Origin of the sequence: Streptomyces griseiscabiei (genome assembly GCF_020010925.1) — a bacterium.
Classification (GTDB): Bacteria; Actinomycetota; Actinomycetes; order Streptomycetales; family Streptomycetaceae; genus Streptomyces; species Streptomyces griseiscabiei.
In genome coordinates this window covers 555,379-573,449 of sequence record NZ_JAGJBZ010000002.1, presented here as the reverse complement: position 1 = coordinate 573,449, position 18,071 = coordinate 555,379, and the positions used below count along the sequence as shown (strand labels likewise).

Here is an 18,071-nt window from a genome sequence, read left to right as displayed (position 1 = left end):
CGGACACAGGCACGGACACAGGGACAGGGACAGGGACATGGCGAAGGGCAGCAAGGGCGGTGCGGGCAAGAGCCTCGTGCGCGCCACACTGGCCATCCACGAGCCGCCGGTCGGCACGAGCACCACACCGGGCGGGCTGAAGAAGACGTTCAACTTCGAGTTCAACCCGGCGGAGCTGACACTGCGCCAGGGCGCCCAGTGGAAGCGGACGACGAGCGCGGCCGTACGCGACGGCGCGCTGCCGGAGTTCATGGGGCCGGACCCCCGGGAGATGAACGTCGAGATCTTCCTCGACTCCTCCGACAAGCCGAGCGGCACCACCGTGCTGAAGAAGGTGGACACCCTGCTGTCCTGCTGCGAGGTGACGGCCAAGAGCCTCGCCGCGAAGCAGCCGTCGCCGCCGTGGGTGGTGTTCCAGTGGGGGGCGTTCTCGACGGCCCGTTTCACGGCGTACGTCAGTTCCGTGGACGTCACGTACTCGCTGTTCGGGACGACGGGTGTGCCGATCCGGGCCGCCTGCCGGCTGACGCTGCACGAGATTCCCAGCCGCACCGAGGGCCAGAACCCGACCTCGGGCGCGCTCACCGCGCGGAGCGTGCACCGGGTCGTGGCGGGCGACACGCTGCAGTCGCTGGCGTGGCGGGAGTACGGCAACGCGTCCGCGTGGCGGGCGATCGCGGAGGCCAACGACATCGACGACCCCAACCGGCTGCCCACCGGCACCGAACTCGTCCTCCCGGCGGCCGGGGAGGTGAGCCACTGATGGGTGGTGGCCAGGCCGGGGACCCGTCCTTCTCCAACATCATCGAAGTCACCATCGACGGCAGGAAGCTGCCGACGGACTACGCCGATCTGCTGGTCGGCGGCTGGGTCGATCTCGGGGCCGGGGTGCCCGGCGCGTTCCGGCTCACCTTCCGGGACCCGCACGGGCTGCTGCTGGGCAAACTGAACGTCAGGTTCGGCTCGTTGGTGGTCATCTCCCCCGTGGCCGGCGGCAAGGGCGCGGGCTCCCCGGTGTTCACCGGCGAGGTCACCGGGATGGAGACCGACTACGACGGCACCGGCACCTTCACCGTGGTCCGCGGCTACGACCCGGGCCACCGGCTGATGCGGGTGCGCAGGGTGGCGGCGTACCGCAACCAGACGGCCGCCGACATCGCCCGCAAGCTGGCCGGGATGAACGGCGTCCCGATCGGCCAGGTGCAGTCCACCAAGACCGTCTACGACTTCATCAGCCAGTCCAACGTGACGGACTGGGACTTCCTCGCGCGGCTCGCCGACGAGAACGAGATGGTGATGTCGCTGGACGCCAAGGGCAAGTTCCAGTTCGTCAAGCCGAAGCCGGCCTCCGGCGCGCCCCCGACCACCGCCCCGGGGAAGAAGGACCCCTACGAGCTGAAGGCCGGCGTGGACATCCTGCGCTGCCGGGCCGCCGTCACCGCCGCCGACCAGGTCGACAAGGTCGAGGCGCGCGGCTGGAACGTGACGACGAAGAAGAAGCTCACCGCGACGACGAAGGCGAGCGCCAACCCGGGCATCGCCATCGGCACCACCCCGCAGAAGGCCTCGAACCCGTTCAAGGCCGCCAAGCTGGTGGAGACGGACACCCCGTACGACCTGCAGACCGAGGTCACGCACGCGGCCGGTTCCCTCGCCGACGACATCACCTCCTCCTTCGCGGAGCTGGAGGTCATGGTCCGCGGCAATCCGCTGCTGCGCCCCGGTGTGCCGATCACGCTCTCCGACGTGGGCGCCCCGTTCGAGGGCAAGTACACCTGCACCTCCGTACGGCACACCTTCGGCGACGGCAGCCACTACGAGACCTGGGTGACCGTCAGCGGCCGGCAGTGGCGCTCGCTGTTCGGTCTGACCTCGGGGGGCGGTACGGCGGCGCCGAGGATGCCGAGCGTGGCCAACGCCCTGGTCACCGACGTCCAGGACCCGCTGAAGCAGGGTCGGGTGAAGCTGCAGTTCCCGTGGCTGGACGACACCTATGTCAGCGACTGGACGCGGACCGTGCAGCTGGGCGGCAAGGGCGGCGGCGGGATCTTCCCGCTGGACGTCGGCGACGAGGTGCTGGTCGCCTTCGACCGGGGCACGCTCGACCATCCGTTCGTCATCGGCGGTCTCTACAACGGCGTCGACAAGCCGACCCCGGTGAAGGACGTATGGCTGCACGACCCCGTCAAGAAGAAGGCGATCCGGCACACCCTGTCCGACCGGGAGGGCAACCGGGTCGACCTGCTCAGCCAGCAGACCGGGCTGCGCAAGCAGGGCGTACGCCTCGCCACCGGCAACGACCGGCTCATCATCAACCTCGACCGGACGAAGACCGAGATCACGGTGGACAGCAAGGGAGCCGTCTCCATCAAGGGCGGCACCTCGGTCTCCGTGCGGGCCGGTACGGATCTGTCCCTGACGGCGGGCCGGGCCCTGACCGTCAGGAGCGGCGGCCCGCTCACCATCCAGGGCGGCGGGATCGTCAGCCTCCGGTCGGCCGGCGCGGTCAACGTCGCCGCGGCGGGCGCCCTCAACCTCAGCGCGGCCGGCATGGCGACGCTCAGCGCGGTCGGCACCGTGCAGATCAGCGCCGCGGCCATGCTGAACCTCAAGGGCGTCAAGGTCGACCTGATGGGGATCTTCTCCGTCAACACGATCAAGTACCCGTTCGGATGACACGACTTCGCATGACACAGCTTCGGATGACACAGCTTCAGGACAGCTTCGAGAAAGAAGGGGCGGCCCACTGATGGCCGAGCAGTTCGTCGGATCCGGCTGGGCGTTCCCGCTGCGCATCGGGCCGACCGGGGGCATCGCCCTGGTCAGCGGGGAGCGCGAGGTGGAGGAGGCCATCCGGCTCATCCTGGCGACGGCGCCGGGCGAGCGGCCGATGCGCCCCGAGTTCGGCTGCGCCATCCACGACCTGGTGTTCGCGCCGGTCAACGAGGCCACCGCCGGCCGTATCCAGCACGAGGTGTACACGAGCCTCGACCGCTGGGAGCCCCGGATCGAGGTGACCGACGTCGAGGTGACGGCCGGCGCCGACCAGGGCGTCCTCTTCATCGACGTCCAGTACGCGATCCGCGGCACCAACAACCCGCGCAGCCTGGTCTTCCCGTTCTACGTCATCCCGTCCCACGACGAGCCGGACCTGTCCTCCGGAGGTTCCGGGGGCTCCGACCGTCCCGACTTTCCCGACCGTCCCGAAAGCGACCGCTGATGGCCCTGCCCTCCCCGAACCTCGACGACCGCCGGTTCCAGCAGTTCGTCGACGACGCCAAGCGCTACATCCAGCAGCGGGCCCCGGAGTGGACCGACCACAACGTCTCCGACCCCGGCGTCACCCTGGTGGAGACGGTCGCCCACATGGCCGACCAGATCGTCTACCGGCTCAACCGGGTGCCGGAGAAGAACCACTTGGCGTTCCTGGACCTGGTGGGCATCACCCTGTTCCCGCCCTCGGCCGCCCGGACGGACGTGACGTTCTGGCTGTCGGCGCCGCAGGAGGAGCCGGTCCCGCTGCCCGTGGGCACGGAGGTCGCCACGCTGCGCACCGAGAGCGAGGAGGCGGTCGTCTTCGCCACCGAGCGCGAACTGAGCGTCGTCCCCTGCGCGTTGCGGTATCTGGTCACCCAGCGGCCCGGTGAGCCGGTCGCCGACCGGACGGCCGACCTCGCCGAGGGCAAGGACCTGATGTGCTTCGCGGAGTCCCCGCGGCCCGGTGACTGCATGCTGTTCGGGCTGACCGCCGCCGTCCCGCACTGCGCGCTCGCGCTGGAACTGGACAGCGTCGTCGACGGTGTCGGTGTGGACCCGCGGCAGCCGCCGCTGGTCTGGGAGGCGTGGACCGAGGACGGCTGGACGGAGTGCGAGATCGACCGTGACGGCACGGGCGGTCTGAACCGTCCGGGCGAGGTGGTCCTGCACATGCCCGGCGCGCACACCCTGTCCCGCACCGGCGGCCAGGAGGCCGGCTGGCTGCGCTGCCGGGTCACCGAACCCCTCCCCGACCAGCCCTTCTACACCACCTCGCCGACCGTGCGCGCCGCCGAGGCGTTCACCATCGGCGGCACCACCACCGTCGTGCACGCCGAGACCGTGTACGACGAGGCGCTCGGCGAGTCCACCGGTCTGCCCGGCCAGCGGCTGCGCCTCGCCCACTACCCCGTGGTCGGCGACACCCCGCCCGTCCTGCTCCAGACCGCCGAGCACGACGGCTGGACCGACTGGGACGTCGTCCCGTCCTTCGCCGCGTCCACCTCCTACGACCGGCACATCACCCTCGACTCCGCCACCGGCGAGATCGCCTTCGGCCCGGCGGTACGGGAACCCGACGGCACCCTGCGCGCGTACGGGGCCGTCGCGCCCAAGGGGTCCGTGATCCGCGCCGTGCGCTACCGCACCGGCGGGGGCCGGGCGGGCAACGTCGCCCGGGGCGCCATCCGGGTGCTGCGCACCTCCGTCCCGTACGTCTCCGAGGTCGTCAACCGGGAGGCCGCGCGCGGCGGGGTCGACGCGGAGACGGTGGCGGAGGCGAAGGTCCGGGCACCGATCACCCTGCGCGCCCAGGAGCGTGCCGTGACCCTGCGCGACTACGAGGAGCTGGCCCGCCGCGCCGCCCCCGAGACCGCCCGCATCACCTGCCTGGAGGGCGAGGAGGGCGAGCACGGGGCCTACGCGGTACGGGTGCTGGTGGTCCCCCAGGCCGTCCCGGACCCCGGCGGCCGGCTCCGCTTCGAGCAACTGGTCCCCGGGGACGCGCTGTTGCGCCGGATCACCCGCCACCTGGACGAACGGCGCCTGATCGGCACGCGGTTGGCGGTCGGCCCGCCCTTCTACCAGGGCGTCACGGTGGTCGCGACCCTCCACGCCTTCCGGGGCACCGACACCGACCGGGTGCGCCGCCAGGCCCACGACGCCCTCTACCGCCACCTCGACCCGCTGACCGGCGGCGCCGACGGCCGCGGCTGGCCCTTCGGCCGCCCCGTCCAGTCCGGCGAGGTCTTCGCCGTCCTCCAGCGCGTCCCCGGCGTCGAACTCGTCGACGACGTCCAGCTCCACCCCGCCGACCCCCTCACCGGCAAACGGGGCGACCCCACCAACCGCATCGACCTCTCGCCCCCGTCCCTGGTCTTCTCCTTCGACCACCGGGTCCGAGTGATCGGGGACAAGCCGTGAGCCCCGGGCCCCGTAAGGGGCGCGGAGAACTGGGCGGCCGGACATGAGGGGCTCCATAGACAACCTCGGCTCCTCCCACCCCATCGGCACGATGCTCCCCGCCGTGTTCGCCGACGACGACCTCGCCCAGCGCTTCGTCGGCGGCCTCGACGACGTCCTCGCCCCGATCCTCTCCGTCCTCGACTGCCTGGACTCCTACTTCACCCCGACCCTCGCCCCGGTGGACTTCACCCAGTGGCTGGCCGGCTGGGTGGGCGCCGAGACCGACGGCACGGAACCGGAGGACCGGCTGCGCGCGGCCGTCGCCGCCGCCGCGTATCTGCACCGGGTGCGCGGCACCCGCCGGGGCCTCTCCGAAGCCGTACGCCTCGTCTTCGGTGTGACCCCGGAGATCACCGAGAGCGGTGCCGCCGCCTGGGACGCCCGCCCCCTCGGCCCGGTCCCCGGCGAGCCCCGCCCCCGGCTGCACGTACTCCTGCGCCTGCCCGACCCCACCCCGGCGGACGAACACCGGCTGGACAGCCTGGTGGCCGCCGCCCGCCCCGCCCATATGCCCTACACGGTCCAGGTGACCGCCGCCGAAAGGATCCCCGAGAGATGACCAGCCCGACCCCCGGCACCGGCCAGGCCCAGAGCTGCGCCGAATGCGGAACCCGCGGGGAGCCCGGCCAGTCCTTCTGCGACGCCTGCGGCGCGGTACTCGGCTGGTCCGGAACCCCGGCCCGGGCGACCGCGGGCGCCGCCACGGCCGACGCCCCGGCCCCGGCGACCGCCGCCCGTACGACGGACCCGGCCCCTGCCCCTGCCGCCGCGCCCGACGGTGCCGCTCGCGAGCCCGGCTGGGACGCCTTCGCCCACCCGGGCGCCGGCACGGGCACGGCCCGCACCGGCCACGACACCGGCGGACAGGGAACGGCCGCGGCCACCGTCCGCGCCCCCGAGAGCGCCACGACGGTACGGGCGGACGCACCCCCCGCCGCCGAACCGGCCCCCGCCGGCGGCACGGCGACGGCGGCTCCCCCGGCGGCCACCCCCGAGCCGGCCCCCGCGCCTCACCCCCGGCACGACGACGAGGCCCCCACGACCCCCCTCCCCACACCCACGGCACCCCCCGTCGCCTCCCCCTCCGCCGCCGACCGGGCCAGGTCCCTCCTCGTCCCGGTGGCGGACCCCGAGCCCCGAGCCCCGGCGGAGCCGGCCGTCGCGCCCGTACTGCCGGGCCGCCCCGACGTCCAGCGCCCCCAAGTCCGTACCCCTGGCCCGGAGTTCGGCACGGAGGGCGGTGTGCCCTGCCCGTGGTGCGGGACGCCGACCCGGCCCGACCGGCACTTCTGCGCACGCTGCGCGATGCCGATGGCCGGCCGTCCTCAGACGCCGGGACGGCTGCCGTGGTGGCGCCGGGTACTGAACGGCCGCAACACGGAGACCCCGTGGGCGGGCGACCGCCCCCGCCTGCGCCGCGGCTTCGGCGCGATCATGAACTGGGTGGTCGCCGCCGTCGTCCTCGCCCTGGTCGTCACCCTCGCCTTCCAGGCCGACGACGGCTACCAGGCGGCCCGCGACCACTTCGCCAAGCGCACCAGGGTCTACGCGGACACCTACAAGGCGTCCCGTTCGTTCCCCGGCCACAAGCCGAAGCTGGCCTTCGACAACTACAACAACACCTGGTGGGGCCCGGGTGTCACCCAGTCCGGCGAGGGCGAGTGGATCGAGGCCCACTTCGAGCAGCCCCTCCGCCTGCTGGACGTGGTCATCACGCCGGGCGTCTCGAAGAAGCCGGACCAGCTCGCGGACTCGGCCCGCCCCCACCGCATCGAGGCGACCATCACCGCCGCCGACGGCACCAAGTCCACCAAGTTCATCACCCTCGACCAGACCGCCGGCGCCCAGAGCCGCAAGTTCCGCGTCGGCAGCGCCGAAACCGTCCGCTTCACCATCCGCTCCTCCTTCGGCGCCGACGACAAGAAGCAGGTGGCCATAGCCGAGATCGAGTTCTTCGGCCGCTCCAGCGGCAGCAGTTAGTACCGGAGCCGGAGTCAGCGCCGGAATCGGAGTCGGCGCCCACGGTGACACCTGGCCGTCCCTCGTCGTGACGAGTCCCCGCCACCCTTCTAGGGTGGGCGTCTCGGAACGGGCGAGGGACGGGTGGGACTGTGGCGGAAAGGCCGGACGGCGCCGAAGTCGTGGCAGTGGTACAGCGGATGTTCCGCGACGGGCTGCTGACCGGGAGGTCCGCTTTCTCACCGGACCTGGAGGCCTGGACGGGCGGCACGGCCGCTGATCTGCGCGCCCGGTTCGTCGACCGGCCCGACGAGTCCTCGGACACCTTCCTGGTCAAGCTGGGCCGGCAGCTCGCCGGGGCGCCCGACGACACGATCGTCCTCGCGGCCGAGCTGCTCTTCGTGAACATGGCCCCGCTGGTACCTGAGCAGATCGGCCTGCCGAAGAAGCTCCAGATCCTGCGCGAGGTGCTGTCCTGGGCCGCCCGGCCGGTCGTCGTGCCGGAGGCCCTGGAGCCGGGTCTGAAGGGCTTTCTCCATGGCGGCCAGGGGTTCCTCAACTACCGGTGGGCACAGTTCCAGATCCTGGTCCTGCTGGTGGAGCGGCTGGCCGGGCGGGAGCCGGGGGAGCGGGCCGCGCTGCTGAACGACGACCCCTGGGGTCTGCGGAGGCTCTGCCTGGGCATCCAGGACTCGGTCGGCCACAAGAAGGGCCGCGCCCAGATCCACGTACTCCTCCACGCGCTCTTCCCGGACACTTTCCAGCCCATCGCCAGCGCTCACCACAAGCACGAGATCGTCAAGGCGTTCACGGACGAACTGCCCCGGGTCACCGGCGACGACGACCGTGATCTGCTCGAACTCCGCGGAATCCTGGAGGCGCGGAGCAAGGAGCCGGTGTGGTTCTACGCCGAACCCTGGGTGGGCCGCTGGCGGCACGCCACCGTCGAGCACGACCAGCGGGGCTGGCTGGTGCGCGGTGCCAACGTCGACGGACGCGATCTCGTACCGGACTGGCTGGCGCGGGGCTACTGCTCGGTGTCCTGGAAGGAACTGCCCGGCATCCCGGCGGGCACGGCCAAGCAGGAGATCCAGCGGACGGTGCTGGAAGGGCTTCCCGACGACAGCACCCAGTCACGCGGACAGTCCGTGTACCAACTGCACGCCTTCCTCACCCTCATACGGCCCGGCGACCTGGTGGCCACCGTCACGCCGGACGAGGTCCACGTCGGCACGGTCCAGGGCCCGGCGGTGTACGACACCGCGGACGGCCTCGACAACGCCCGGCGTCTGCCGGTGCGCTGGGCCACCGCCGAGCGCCCGCTGAAACGCTCGGAACTCCCCCAGACCGTCCAGAACCGGCTGACCCGGCCGCCCACGGTGTACGACATCAGCAGCGTGGCCGCCGAACTCGCGGAGCGCGCGGGCCTGGAGGACGTCGTCGCCGAACCGCTGATCGAGGCCGATGTCACCAAACCCCTGGAACTGCCTCCCGTGACCGCCGAGTTGGCCGAACACCTGCTGATGCCGCTGCCCTGGCTGGCGGAGACGGCCCAGCAGCTCCAGGAGCAGCGTCAGCTCGTGTTCCACGGCCCGCCCGGCACCGGGAAGACCTATCTCGCCCGCGCCCTGGCCAGGCATCTGGCGGGACCGGACCGCGTGGAACTCGTGCAGTTCCACCCCTCCTACACCTATGAGGACTTCTTCGAGGGCTTCCGTCCGGTGCGCGGCGACGGCGGGGCGGGCGCCCCGGGGTCGGTGGTGTTCGACGTCGTCCCCGGCCCGTTCAAACTGCTGGCCGAGCGGGCGCGCAAGGACCCGGCGAACCCGTACGTCCTGGTGATCGACGAGCTCAACCGGGCCAACCTCGCGAAGGTCTTCGGCGAGCTGTACTTCCTGCTGGAGTACCGCGAGGAGCCGGTCACCACCCAGTACAGTCCGCACGACCCGTTCCATCTCCCGGCCAACCTGTTCCTCGTCGGCACGATGAACACGGCCGACCGTTCGATCGCGCTCATCGACGCGGCGATGCGCCGCCGCTTCGCCTTCCGCCGGCTCTCCCCCGAACAGCAGCCGGTGCACGGCCTGCTGGACCGTTGGCTGCGCCGCCACGGCCTGCCGGAGATTGCCGCCCGTCTGCTGGACGAGCTGAACCGGCGCCTCGGCGACGCCGACCGCGCCATCGGCCCGTCCTATCTGATGAAACCCGGCGCGACCCGCCCCGAGGGTCTCGACCTGATCTGGCGCACGCAGATCCTGCCGCTCCTGGAGGACCAGTCGTACGGCACGGGGGTGGACGTCGAGGAGGAGTACGGCCTGGCCTCCCTGCGCAGGGCACTGGGCTCATGACGGACGTGCACCCCGATTCCGTCACGCCGGGCGTGCGCCCCGTACCCGGTATGCGCCCGGCGCCGCCCCTGCCCCCGCTCCGGCTGACCATCGACGAGACCGGTCCCGGCACCGTACGGGACCTGACGGCCGACCAGGTCGCGGCCCTGCTCTCGGCACCCGGTCTCGTCCGGCTGGCCCCGGCCCCCGGCGGCCGATGGCGCGTGGCCGGCCACCAGAAGGTGGGCCTGGTCCGGCTGCGCACCCCGGCGGGCGGGGCGATCGAACTCCTCCTCCGGCCCAAACTCCCGGTCCGCGACCTGCTGTTCCTGCTCTCCTACTCCCCCACCGACCCCTGGCGTCCGGAGCCCGACCCGGTCACCGCGGCCACGAGCGACGAGTTGCTGCCCGCCCTCGCGGACCTCCTCGCCCGTACCACGCGCCGCACCCTGGAGTCCGGCGTCCTGCACGGCTACCGCACGGTCGAGGAGGATCTGCCGCTGATCAGGGGCCGGATCCGGACGGCGGACCAGCTCCGCCGCGTGGGCCTGCCCCTCCCGGTGGCCGTCCGCTACGACGATCACACCCCGGACATCGCGGAGAACCGCCTCCTCCTCGCCGCCCTCCACCTGGCCACGCGTCTGCCGGGCGTCCCCACCGCCACCCGCCTGGCGCTGCGCCACCTCGCCGACCATCTGCGCGGGGTGCGCCTCCTCCACCCGGGCGCGCCCCTCCCCGGCTGGACCCCGACCCGTCTCAACTCCCGCTACGCCCCGGCCCTGCGCCTGGCGGAACTGCTCCTCTCCCACCGCTCGGCCCAGCCGGAGGGCGGGACCCCGCTGCCCACGGACGGCTTCCTGCTCGACATGCCGGCGGTCTTCGAACGCTTCCTGACCGTCGCCCTCACCACCGCCCTCGCCCGGCACGGCATCCGCTGTGCCGCCCAGGAGACCCACCACCGCCTGGACGAGGGCTCCCGGGTCCCCTTCCGGCCCGACCTGGTCCTCTACCGCGAGGGCCGCCCCGTCTCGGTGGCGGACGCGAAGTACACCTACGTCTCCCCCGCCACGCCCCCCACGTCCCACCTGTACCAACTGCTCGCCTACTGCACGGCCCTGGGCCTCCCCCGGGGCCACCTGGTCTACGCGGCGACGGCCTCCACCCCCGCCCCCGTCCCGCACGCGATCCGCGGCTCCGGCATCACCGTCGTCGCCCACACCCTCGACCTCGCCGTTCCGCCCCCCGCCCTGCTCAGAAACCTCACGACCCTGGCGGAGCACATGACCGCCCCCGTCTGACTCCCCCCACATCCCGCTCCGGAGACCCCATGCTGCGCGGCATCGACGTCAGCTCGTACCAGTCCTCCTCCTACGACACCACCGGCCTGTCCTTCGTGTTCGTCAAGGCCACCGAGGGGCGCACGTACACCAACCCCAAGCTCGCCGCCCAGACCAGGACCGCTCGTGCGGCGGGGCTGGTCGTCGGCTTCTACCACTTCCTGTGGCCCGGGAACCTGGCCGCGCAGGCCGAGTACTTCGTCGGGAAGGCCCCGGAGAGGGCGGGGGACATCCTCGCCGTGGACTGGGAGACGACCGGCGAGGGCACCCACGCGAGCAACGCCGAGAAGGACCGCTTCCTCCGCAGGGTCAAGGAACTCCGCCCGCGTCACCGCGTGATCCTCTACTGCAACCGCACCTACTGGCTGACCGTCGACTCCACGGTCCTACGCCGGCGACGGCCTCTGGATAGCGGACTACGTCACCGCCGGCAAGCCCCGGATCAAGGCCAGGTGGCGCTTCCACCAGCACACGGACCACCCGGTCGACAAGAACGTGGCGGCCTTCCCGAGCAAGGCCGCGCTGCGGGAGTGGGCCGGCGGCTGAGCGCCGGCCGCCGGCCCGGTCCGCGCCGAGTCCGTGCCGCTACGCCCGGAACTCCGCCGGCCGCTCCGGCGAAGCCTCGGCCAGGGCCTTGGTCACGGCCTCGGTGCCGGCCCGGAGGCCGTAGACGGGGGTGTCGGGCTGCTGGCGCCAGGAGTCGTCGAGGCCGCCGGCGTCGACGGTGTCGAAGCCGAGGTCGTCGATGAGGGCGCGGATCCTGGCCTTGGCCGGCTCGTCGTCGCCGGCGACGGGGAGGGCGAGGCGGTCGGCGGCGCCCGCGGGGCGGGGGCGGTCGAGGATGTCCTGGGCGTAGGTGCCGTTGAAGGCCTTGATCACGGGGTGGCCGATGTGCCGCTCGGTCCAGCGGCTCTCGGTGAGGCCGTCGTCCTCGATCGCGGCGATCCTGCCGTCGCGCTGACGGGGGTAGTAGTTGCCCGTGTCGAGGACGGCGACGCCGTCCGCCGCGCCGTCGAGGAGGCCGGACGGCAGGTCCGGGACGGCCTTCAGCGGGATCGTGATCACCACGACCTCGGCGCCGCGTGCCGCCTCCGCCACCGGGACCGGGGTCGCACCCGTCTCCTCGGCCAGCGCGGTGAGGGTCTGCGGGCCCCGGGAGTTGGCGACGGACACCTCGTGGCCGAGGGCCGTGAGCCGTCGGGTGAGGTTGCCGCCGATGTTGCCCGCGCCGATGATGCCGATCTTCATGTCAGGTCGCCCCTTGGGTCGCAGTGGGTCACAGTGCGTCGCGTTTCATGCGTGTGCATGTATTACTCGGCTCCAACCTCGCCGTGCGCCCGCCTATTCCGGTACTCCGGCACATTCACCCGCTCACCCGCCCGCCCGTTCACCCGCCCCGCCCGCCCGTTCCGGATACGCCGCGGGGGCGCCCCCGTCGTACTCGACGGAAGGCGCCCCCGGGGCCCGGCTCACTTGTTCAGGTGGGCCCAGAACTCGTCGAACGACAGGAGCTTGTCGCCGTTGAGGTCGCGGGTGCGGATGATGACCTCCGCCACGGACTCGGTGACGTTCCAGTCGCCCTCCTGGGCCAGGGCGGTCTTGAACTCGGCGGCGGTGATGAAACCGTCGCCGTCCGCGTCGATCCGCTGGAACTCCTTGCGCGCTGCCTCGATGTCCGCCACCGGTCCGCCCCTTCTTGGTGCTCTGCCTCTTCCAGGCAGTCCTGCCGACTGTCCTACTGACGCAGGTCAGATTAACCGGCCGTGCGCGCACGCAGTGCGGCGACCACCCACGCGAACTCCTCCGTGTGCGCCGACAGCGGCTCCACGCCCCGCACCAGCGAAGCCAGCTCCCGGAACCGGGCCAGCTCGGCGTGGGCCGCCGAGGTGACGCGTTCCAGCAGGACGGCCCGGTCCGCGTCGCCGAGCAGCCCGGCCAGCACCTCACCGGCGGCGGGCGAGGCGGGGTCGACGCCGTCCCGCAGCGCCTCCCCCGCCAGCCGCACCAACCGGCTCATGAACCACAGCGAGGTGCCCGAGGCCACCTGCGGCCCCCGGTCGGCCGCGTTGAACTCGACCGTCTGCCGCATCCGCGCCCGGAACGCCGGGTCCTGGAGCATCTCGGCCAGCTCCACCCAGGCGTCGACCTGCTCGGGCGTGGGGTCCTCCGGCAGATCCGCGAGGCTGAACCGCAGCCGTGTCCGGATGTCGGGGTCGGCGGTGTCCAGTCCCCCGAAGGTCTCCTCCATGAAGTCGTCGATGATCCGCCCGCGTTCGGCGGCGGACAGCCGGGCCAGTCTGTTCATCAGGGTCATCTCCTCCGCGGTCGAGCCGCGTCGCGCCACCGTCGACAGCACCGCCCGGGTCACCTTCAGCGCCCGGATCCGGGCGTCCAGCGCGGTCACATGCCTGGCCGCGACCTCCGCGACGGTCGTCTCGCCCGCGAGCACCCGCCGTACGTCGTCCAGGCCGAGCCCCAGCTCCCGCAGCGTGCGGATGAGTTCGAGCCGGGCGACGGACGCGGCGTCGTACAGCCGGTAGCCTCCCGCGCTGCGGGTGACCGGGTGCAGGACGCCCTCGTCGGACCAGTAGCGGATGGTGCGCACGGACAGACCGGAGCCGCGGGCGAGCTGCCCGATGGTGAAAAGGCCGGTGCCGTTCTCGATCATGTCTGCGAGTGTGGGCCTTCCAGTGGGTGGAGACTCAAGGAGCACGGCGGCGATGGAGAGCTTGCGGGACATTCTCGACGCGGCGGCCCGGGGGGTCTTCCCGCCGGCGGACGGCCGTACGACCGTCGTCGCCCAGCACTCGCCGCGCGACGCGGGCGTGCTGTGCTTCACGGCCCATTCCGTGGTCTTCACGGACGAGGACCCCGCGTGGGTCCACCGGACGCTCGCGGAGGCGGAGTGCGACGCGCTCTCGGCGAGCATGAACCCGCGGTTCCTCGCCGCCCTCATGGAACGGACGGGCCGTACGTCCGAGACGATCGACGCGATGCTGGTCGCCACGCCCCTGCCGGGCGAACCGCCGCTGCCGCTGCGGGAGATCGTGGACGCCGGACACCCGCGCGTCGCGTACGCCCGGCACCGGCGTGACGACGTACGGGTCTGGGCGGCGGACGGCGGTGTGCTGACGACGGGCCGCGGTATCGGCGGGCGGCTGGAGGTCTCGGTCGAGGTCGACGAGGCCCTGCGGCAGCGGGGGCTGGGCCGGGCGCTGGTGACCGCCGCCCGGCATCTCGCCGCCGAGCCGCTGTGGGCGCAGATCGCGCCGGGGAACGCCCGCAGCGTGCGGGCGTTCCAGTCGGCGGGCTACCGGCCGGTGGGCTCGGAGATACTGCTCAGCGCCCGGTAGACGACGGTCGGTGCCGGGTGGACAGCGGTCAGTGCCAAGGGCGGTAGTGCGGGTTGCCCTCGCACTCGCTCATCTTCTCCGTCTTGGTCTTCCTGTCGACCGGGCAGACGCCGATGACGAACTCCGTCCTGATGCCGCCGGGGAAGGCGACCTCGACCTGGTCGGCCCACTTGTGCTGATCACCGATGGTCTTGTTGACGTCCACGCCGCCGGGGGCGTCGATGTAGTAGTTGTAGCCGGACTTGTACCAGGTCTTGTACAGGTCGTGGTCGTAGGTCGTGGAGACGTACGGCGAGGGCTGGTTGACCAGGACGTAGCTCTCGATGTCGTACTGCCCGTCGATGACGTCCCTGGGGAGGAAGCCCTGCTCGAAGACGATGGCCGGGCCGCGGCTGTCACTGCGGTAGAGCGTGCCGCAGGTGGTGCGCCAGGCCGGGTCGGGGGTGATGCGCCCGACGTCCACCCGGCGGTCGGCGGCGGCGTGCACCGGGTCCTCGAACTGGGGACAGGTGGGGGCGACGGCCCCCGCGAAGGCCATGGCGGCGGCCTTGGCCGGCACCGCGGCGGAGGGCTGCGCCGGAGCCGTCGCGGCGGAGGTGGCGAGGACGGCGGAGAGGGACAGGACGACGGCCGCGGCCCGGCGCCGCGCACGAGAAGTGATCATGCTCAGCACCATCTCGGCTGCGCCGCGCCGGGCCGGGGACCGTCACTCGTATGGAGGCGTGTCAGCCCGCCCGGTTGTCATGTGTCACCGGTGCATGCCGGTCGTCAGCGGAAGATGCCCGTGTGGCCGAGCGAGTAGCGGCCGGGCTGCGGGTAGACCGCGAGACCGTGCGGGCCGCTGCCGACGGGGATGCGGGCGAGCTGTTCCCCGGTGCGGGTGTCGATGGCGTACACCTCGGAGTCGTAGCGGCCGGAGAGCCACAGGACCTTGCCGTCGGCGGAGACGCCGCCCATGTCGGGGCTGCCGCCGTCGGGGAGGTGCCACTTCTTGGTGAGCCTGTTCTCGGTGAAGTCGAAGACCGACACCGTGCCCTCGCCGCGGTTGGAGACGTACATCTCGCGGGAGTCGCGGCCGACGTAGAGGCCGTGGGTGCCCTTGCCGGTGGGCAGCAGCTCCGGTTCGGCGAAGGTGTCGCCGTCGAGGACCCACATGCCGTCGGCCATCATGTCGGCGATGTAGAACCGCTTGCCGTCCGGGGAGATCTTCACGTCCTGCGGCATGGCCCCCTCGAACGGCAGTTTCTGCTGTCCGATCACCTTCATCTTCTCGGTGTCGACCTTCAGCAGTTCCCCGCTGAACTCGCAGGACACGATGAAGTACGTGCCGTCGAGCGAGAAGTCGGCGTGGTTGACGCCGTAGCAGGTGACCGGCTCGGTCCTGACGCGCTTCATGGTGTGCGGGTCGCGGAAGACGAGTTCGCGGTCGAGGGAGGCCATGACGACGGCGTACTTGCCGTTGGGGGTGAAGTACAGGTTGTACGGGTCGTGCACCTCGACGGGCTTGCCCGCCTTCCCGGTCTTCGGGTCGATGGGGGTGAGGGTGTGGCCCCGGTTGTTGTTGACCCACAGGGTCTTGAGGTCCCAGGAGGGCACGACGTGCTGGGGCTGGCGGCCCACCGGGATGGTCTCGACGATCTCGTACGTCTCCGGGTCGATGACGGAGACGGTGTCGGACTCGCTGTTGGGGACGTAGACCCGGGACGGGAAGTCCTTGACCACCGGGGAGAGCCGGTTCGGGCGGTCGGCGGCGTAGACGTCCTTGGGGTCCAGCACGGGCGGCATGCCGTGCAGTCCCCGGATCGCCGTCCGCTGTTTCTTCTTCCGCTCGGCGGCTTCCGCCTCGGCGGCGGCCCGGTCGGCCCGGATGCGCTGCTGCTGCTCGTCGGTCCTGGTCCCGGAACCGCACGCGGCGACCGCGGCGAGGACGGCGGCGGCGAGCAGGGCGCGCTGCACGAGGCTGTGCTGCCTGAGGGGGTGCCGCCTGACGGGATGCCGCCCGACGGAGTGCCGGCTGACGGGGTGCTGCTCTAGGGAGGCGCGGGGCGTGGTCACGCGACCTTTATAGGGAGGCCGGGAGGGAATTCGGGCGATTGGCCCGATTGACGGAGATGCGTGGCGCCTGCCGACGGGTGCGGGGTGCGGGGCGCCGTGAGGGCTTCTGCCGGGTGGCGACCGCGGGTTCGTCGCGGCTGGTCGCGCCCACGCGGTGGAGCCGCATGTCGGGAACAGCCCCGCGCCCCCGGCGAGGCGGGGCCCTGGACGGCCTCTCACCGGTCCGCCACCCGCATCTCGAACCAGGTGGTCTTGCCGCGCGGCAGCAGGTCCACGCCCCATCTGTCGGAGAGCTTGTCGACCAGGAAGAGGCCCCGGCCGCTGATGTCCGTCTCCTGGACCGGGATCAGACAGGGCAGCCCCCGCGAGGGGTCGCGGACCTCGACGCGGATCCAGCCCGGGCGGCGGCGCATACGGAGTCCGAAGACGCGGGCGCCGGTGTGCCGCACGGCGTTGCCCACGAGTTCGGAGACGAGTAAGACCGCGTCCTCGGTCATCTTCGGCGACAGCCGCCACTGGCGGAGCACGACGACCTGGGCGAGCCTGCGGGCCGTCGCCGCGGACTCGGGACGGGACGGCAGCGGGACCTCGTGCTCGGTCGGGTTGCCGAACAACTCCAGTGCCTTCTGCGCCCGTTCGTCCTCGATCGCAGGTGACCAACGCGCCGCGGTCGCACTCCCGTGCCGCCGCGGCTGTTCGATACCCTCCAGCCCCGCCATGCCCCCATCATGGCCGCCCCGCGCCCCTTTCGGGGCCGTTCCGCAGGAATACAACCCCCGGAACCAACCATTCCGGGAGTTTCGTTTGACATATGCCAGCGGCAGCAAGCCACCCACGACAGCCCACCTGACCTGCACAGACACCCTGAACTTCGGTCAGCGCCACGAGCCTTGGGCAAGACTCCCTTAAGGCTGTCTTAAGGCTCGGATAAACCGCCCCTTCGGGGGACGCGGGTAAGACATCGCGTCAACTGCAAGTCGATCAGCGAAACTTGTGGACCGTCAGACGAACTTCGCCTTGCCCGGCCCCTCCTCCACGAAGCTGCGCATCCCGCGCTCGCGGTCCTCCGTGGCGAAGAGGCCCGCGAACCAGTTCCGTTCGATCGCGAGGCCGGTCTCCAGGTCGGTCTCCAGGCCCGCGTCGACGCACTCCTTGGCGGCGCGCAGCGCGATGGCCGGGCCCCGCGCCAGCCGCGCGGCCCACTCGTGCGCGGCGGAGTACACCTCCTCGGCCGGGACCACCCGGTCCACCAGACCGAGCGCGAGGGCCTCGTCCGCCTTGACCATCCGGCCGGTGAAGATGAGGTCCTTGGCCTTGGAGGGGCCGACGAGACGGGACAGCCGCTGGGTGCCGCCCGCGCCCGGGATCACGCCGAGCAGGATCTCCGGCTGGCCGAGCTTCGCGTTCTCCCCGGCGATCCGGTAGTCCGCGCACAGGGCCAGCTCGCAACCGCCGCCGAGCGCATAGCCGGTGACGGCCGCGACGACCGGCTTGGGGATACGGGCGACGGCGCTGAAGGAGTCCTGCAGGGCACGGGCCCGCGCGACCATCGCCGCGTGGTCCATGTCCTGCATCTCCTTGATGTCCGCGCCGGCCGCGAACACCTTGTCCCCTCCGAAGAGGACGACCGCGCGGACGTCGGCCCGGTCCGCCGCCTCCTCGGCGAGCTCCTTGAGCCGGTCCTGGGTGGCGATGTCCAGGGCGTTCATGGGCGGGCGGTCCAGGCGGATGGTGCCCACGCCTTCGGTGACTTCGAGATGCACGGTCATGCAGGCAGGTTAACGGGGACTAACGGCAACGGCTCCGGTGTGCTGTGTCAC

Annotated in this window: 16 protein-coding genes and 1 pseudogene; 10 read left to right on the top strand and 7 right to left on the bottom strand. The window is 72.0% G+C overall.

Annotation, left to right across the window (positions count from 1 at the left end; all coding sequences use genetic code 11):
• Positions 1-37 precede the first annotated feature (37 nt).
• The 9 genes and pseudogenes from J8M51_RS20095 to J8M51_RS20055 all read left to right on the top strand — a co-directional run bounded on the left by J8M51_RS20095 (position 38) and on the right by J8M51_RS20055 (position 11,389).
• Positions 38-763 (top strand): CIS tube protein, encoded by a 726-nt coding sequence (locus tag J8M51_RS20095; RefSeq protein WP_086755262.1) that lies wholly within the window; start codon positions 38-40, stop codon positions 761-763.
• A complete protein-coding gene (locus J8M51_RS20090; protein ID WP_086755261.1) occupies positions 763-2,676 on the top strand; it encodes a VgrG-related protein in 1,914 nt (637 codons plus the stop codon). Before J8M51_RS20095 ends, J8M51_RS20090 begins: the two co-directional genes overlap by 1 nt.
• Before the next feature lie 73 nt (positions 2,677-2,749).
• Positions 2,750-3,220, top strand: a complete 471-nt coding sequence (locus tag J8M51_RS20085; RefSeq protein ID WP_086755260.1) for a GPW/gp25 family protein — start codon at positions 2,750-2,752, stop codon at positions 3,218-3,220.
• Positions 3,220-5,178, top strand: a complete 1,959-nt coding sequence (locus tag J8M51_RS20080) for a putative baseplate assembly protein (RefSeq protein WP_086755259.1) — start codon at positions 3,220-3,222, stop codon at positions 5,176-5,178. The genes J8M51_RS20085 and J8M51_RS20080 overlap by 1 nt, the downstream gene beginning before the upstream one ends.
• Before the next feature lie 43 nt (positions 5,179-5,221).
• A complete protein-coding gene (locus J8M51_RS20075; RefSeq protein ID WP_216591584.1) occupies positions 5,222-5,779 on the top strand; it encodes a phage tail protein in 558 nt (185 codons plus the stop codon).
• Positions 5,776-7,200 (top strand): NADase-type glycan-binding domain-containing protein, encoded by a 1,425-nt coding sequence (locus tag J8M51_RS20070; protein WP_267299359.1) that lies wholly within the window; start codon positions 5,776-5,778, stop codon positions 7,198-7,200. The genes J8M51_RS20075 and J8M51_RS20070 overlap by 4 nt, the downstream gene beginning before the upstream one ends.
• 161 nt (positions 7,201-7,361) lie before the next feature.
• Positions 7,362-9,527 (top strand): McrB family protein, encoded by a 2,166-nt coding sequence (locus tag J8M51_RS20065; RefSeq protein WP_256966059.1) that lies wholly within the window; start codon positions 7,362-7,364, stop codon positions 9,525-9,527.
• Complete coding sequence (locus J8M51_RS20060; RefSeq protein ID WP_256966060.1) at positions 9,524-10,804, top strand: McrC family protein; 1,281 nt, start codon at positions 9,524-9,526, stop codon at positions 10,802-10,804. Before J8M51_RS20065 ends, J8M51_RS20060 begins: the two co-directional genes overlap by 4 nt.
• 29 nt (positions 10,805-10,833) lie before the next feature.
• Positions 10,834-11,389, top strand: a pseudogene (locus J8M51_RS20055) (GH25 family lysozyme).
• 39 nt (positions 11,390-11,428) lie between these two features.
• Here J8M51_RS20055 and J8M51_RS20050 read toward each other — a convergent pair.
• From J8M51_RS20050 to J8M51_RS20040, 3 genes are all read right to left on the bottom strand, one after another.
• On the bottom strand, positions 11,429-12,091 hold the full coding sequence (locus J8M51_RS20050; protein WP_216591767.1) for an NADPH-dependent F420 reductase: 663 nt from the start codon (positions 12,089-12,091) through the stop codon (positions 11,429-11,431).
• A gap of 221 nt (positions 12,092-12,312) precedes the next feature.
• Positions 12,313-12,525: an EF-hand domain-containing protein gene (locus J8M51_RS20045; RefSeq protein ID WP_045563253.1), complete on the bottom strand. Its 213-nt coding sequence runs from the start codon at positions 12,523-12,525 to the stop codon at positions 12,313-12,315.
• A gap of 71 nt (positions 12,526-12,596) precedes the next feature.
• The gene (locus J8M51_RS20040) at positions 12,597-13,511 is read right to left on the bottom strand and encodes a helix-turn-helix domain-containing protein (protein WP_086762667.1); all 915 of its coding nucleotides are present in this window, start codon (positions 13,509-13,511) and stop codon (positions 12,597-12,599) included.
• Between the two features lie 52 nt (positions 13,512-13,563).
• On the opposite strand from J8M51_RS20040, the gene J8M51_RS20035 reads away from it, so the two are divergent.
• Positions 13,564-14,196, top strand: a complete 633-nt coding sequence (locus tag J8M51_RS20035; protein WP_086762665.1) for a GNAT family N-acetyltransferase — start codon at positions 13,564-13,566, stop codon at positions 14,194-14,196.
• A 28-nt stretch (positions 14,197-14,224) separates the two neighbouring features.
• On the opposite strand, the gene J8M51_RS20030 is transcribed toward J8M51_RS20035, so the two are convergent.
• The 4 genes from J8M51_RS20030 to J8M51_RS20015 all read right to left on the bottom strand — a co-directional run bounded on the left by J8M51_RS20030 (position 14,225) and on the right by J8M51_RS20015 (position 18,020).
• Positions 14,225-14,860: an ADP-ribosyltransferase gene (locus J8M51_RS20030; protein WP_086762669.1), complete on the bottom strand. Its 636-nt coding sequence runs from the start codon at positions 14,858-14,860 to the stop codon at positions 14,225-14,227.
• A gap of 104 nt (positions 14,861-14,964) precedes the next feature.
• Complete coding sequence (locus J8M51_RS20025) at positions 14,965-16,251, bottom strand: YncE family protein (protein WP_398856509.1); 1,287 nt, start codon at positions 16,249-16,251, stop codon at positions 14,965-14,967.
• Positions 16,252-16,466: 215 nt separating this feature from the next.
• Positions 16,467-16,970, bottom strand: a complete 504-nt coding sequence (locus J8M51_RS20020) for an ATP-binding protein (RefSeq protein WP_179203450.1) — start codon at positions 16,968-16,970, stop codon at positions 16,467-16,469.
• Positions 16,971-17,252: 282 nt separating this feature from the next.
• Positions 17,253-18,020, bottom strand: coding sequence for an enoyl-CoA hydratase/isomerase family protein (locus J8M51_RS20015; RefSeq protein ID WP_086762659.1), 768 nt, complete (start codon positions 18,018-18,020; stop codon positions 17,253-17,255).
• Positions 18,021-18,071: the final 51 nt, after the last annotated feature.